This window comes from Pseudomonas sp. CBZ-4 (assembly GCF_000346755.1).
GTDB lineage: Bacteria > Pseudomonadota > Gammaproteobacteria > Pseudomonadales > Pseudomonadaceae > Aquipseudomonas.
Genome location: NZ_ANNV01000109.1, coordinates 1 through 2,914, shown reverse-complemented (window position 1 = coordinate 2,914; position 2,914 = coordinate 1). Strand labels below are relative to the sequence as shown.

Annotated in this window: 1 protein-coding gene; it reads right to left on the bottom strand. The window is 58.0% G+C overall.

Features of this window, described 5'->3' with window-relative positions; genetic code table 11:
* Positions 1-2,790 (bottom strand): hypothetical protein (locus tag B348_RS01000000130055; RefSeq protein ID WP_017736889.1); only part of this gene is annotated, 2,790 nt, incomplete at its 3' end.
* Positions 2,791-2,914 lie beyond the last annotated feature (124 nt).

Sequence of the window (2,914 nt, the reverse complement as noted above, 5' to 3'; positions counted from 1 at the left end):
TAGCCTGATGACGTCATTGCCACTCATTCCGGCGTATTTGACCGTCACCGTCGTGTTGTGCTCAATGGACAGTGGCGCAACAGTTACATCTTGATCGACATCCGCCGTACCGCCAATAAACGGATGAGGCAGCACACTGGGCAGCGCCTGGACAATGAAGTGCGCCACACCAAACAGGATCGCCGTGGTTTTATCCGCGCTTTCAGCCAGGCTGACCCAGAACTTAATGGTCAGTGCCGAGCCATCGTCGAGCAGTTTCAGCGTGTCGACGGGGGTGGGTGGCCGGATGCCGTTGGCGACGCCGTCGTCCGTCACCAGGTTCGCGGTGTAGGTATCTTCGGTCCAGGGGAGCCCACCTTGGGTGCCGGTGTAGCTCATCCACATCCGTTGATTGGGGTGGATGAAGTGCCACATCGCCACACGGGTGCGTGCATTCGGGTCGAGGCGCGACAGGTCCAGTATGGTGCCGTCGATACCGTCGATCTTCGGCGTTGGCAAGCCTGTCAACGGCAATAGCCGCAAGGAGACAATATCGGAAGGATATGGAAACGAGCCGCGATTGAATCGGTACTGCACGTCAATCGTACTGCCGCCTTCACGGATGCACTTGGCGATCGTGCGCGGCAAAAATGTCACACTTGTTTCATGCGTGGACGCGTTGCCTGGCGCGCCCAGTGTGGTGCTGCCGATGCCATCGTCGGTAAACCAGTCGAAATTGATGTAGTCCGTCGCAAGCGTCGGGTTGATTCGCGCGAGGACGGTAGCGCCTGCCAGTGCGGCCAGCGGGTTGAGTTCATCGGGTGACAGCGAGGCGCCGACAATCACCGGCCGCCCCAGGTACACGGCGACCCCCACGGTAAGGTGAAGCACCTCAGAGCGCAGAATCAGCGGCGGCGTGCCGGGACGATGCAAGCTATAGCTGATACGCAAGCTGCCATTGAGGTTGTTGTCCAGAATGCTTCGAGACACGGGGTAGGGCAACGCTTTTCCGGCAGTGCTACCGTTGATTGAAATACTGCCGCTGAGGGAGCCGCCAACCCCTGAGCCGATACACGAAAAATACACTGTGTCGCCGTTCTGTGTGCCCTCGTAAGGGAAGATGACCAACGCTTCGGGGCCCGGTACATCCGCAGGGTTCACATTGTTGCCAATAGCGCCCTGCAGAATCGGTTGAGGCATATCGGCCGTACGCTCACCGACCCTTGCGCCCAATATGTCCGATTTGCGCACGGTTAAAACACTGCCGTCGAGGATGGAAACCGAGCCATCATCCACTTCATAGAAGATTTCAATCGGCCCCACCTCACTGAAGGGCGCCATTTCAGCCGCCGTGACATGACGAACGCCGCCTTGCGCCCCGGCCAATTGCTCCTGCTTGAATACAATCCCCCCGCCACCGCCTGACGGAATGTGCCGGATCACCAGGCGCTCCAGCCAGCTGGCGTTATGCGGCGTGTAAGGCGGTATCGTGACCATGATGGCAGTGTCGGTAGGGATCAAGCCCAGTTCAATGGGACTGACGTCGACCACTGGCATTGATGACGGAGTACCGACCACTGTGATCGTAAGGCTGCCGGAACGACCCAACTCTACCCCCGCCTGCGTATGCCAGGTGTACGAGATACGAAACGAGCCGCCGATAAGCTCTTTGATAATACCGTTGTCTACCGGAACGAATGTGACGCCGAAATTATTGTCGATTACGGGCCCAAGCGGGTAAGTCTTGCTCGTTCCATCCTCCAGGGTGCCGACAAGCATCACGGTAATTTGACGTCTAGGGTTGGGCGTCGGGAATACAGGGCCCGTGTTGATCAACACCTCAAATGCTGCATCGCTCTGCGTGTCGAAGTCGATCTGCTTGGAGTCGAGCAATTCGCCGTCCACTAGAAAGCGCGGAGCAAGAAGCAGGCTGCTATCCAACTCGGCATTCAGGAAATAGGATTTTGAATATTGATACTTCTCCCCCGAAAAATTCTTGACGACGTCCTGCACCCTGAAGCGAATAGTCAATTCCCCGGCCTGGCCACCGGCATCGATGACGGCCTTGGGCACAAATACCCGAACAGGCCCCGGCCCCGCCGCTTCGCTAGGGCTCACCGTGTGATGGACAAAAATCCCATCCCAGGAAAGGTCGATGACGTCGTTGTGCCGGATGTGTTCATACCTCTCGATCAGGCACCACAAACCGCCTACAACGTCCGGAGGACTGATCACCGAGCCCGCAGGAAAACCTTCGACGCTTAGGCGCAGGCCGGTATGCCAGGGATTCCCTGGGTCGGTGTCTGTTCCCCCAGGGCGAGTGGTTTTGATGAGGATGGTCTGAATCGGCGAAGTGCTAGGGGTTCCAGGGCCTGTTCGCTCAACGCGCGCATAGATTTTAACTTCGCCTTCCGGTACGCGTTCTTCGGGAACAAATAAGTCGTAGGCATCGCGACTTTCCAAGGCGATGTCGTCGGCAGCCGCGTTGATCAAGTCATTCAGGTACAGGGCGAAGTAGTCGTTAAGGCTAAAACCGTGCCATTGTTCCAATACAAATTGGGCGTACGGCCGTACATGGCGAATGCCCAGGCCATACTCCCCCACTTCAGGGTAGGGGGCCAATTGGATGTTGATTCGTGGAAACGCCGAGTAGGGGGGCTCCAGATCCTCAACCCGGGTCGGCGGCGGGTTGACGGGGCCAGGTGCAGGTTTTGGCAGGTGATTGGAGTGAGGGCGGCACAGCATTTGGTCGTGCGCGTGGTCGTGGTCTGACTCGTGTGTGACGTTGTGATCGTGGGGTCGACGGGACATGGCAATACGCTCCTCGCAGATGGGAACGCGTCAAAAAACTGCGGCGCGTGATGGCAAGGAAATCAGATACTCGCGAGGGGGGGGTGTCTAGCTGTCAGAATTGACAGTGCCGACGAAAGGCCGC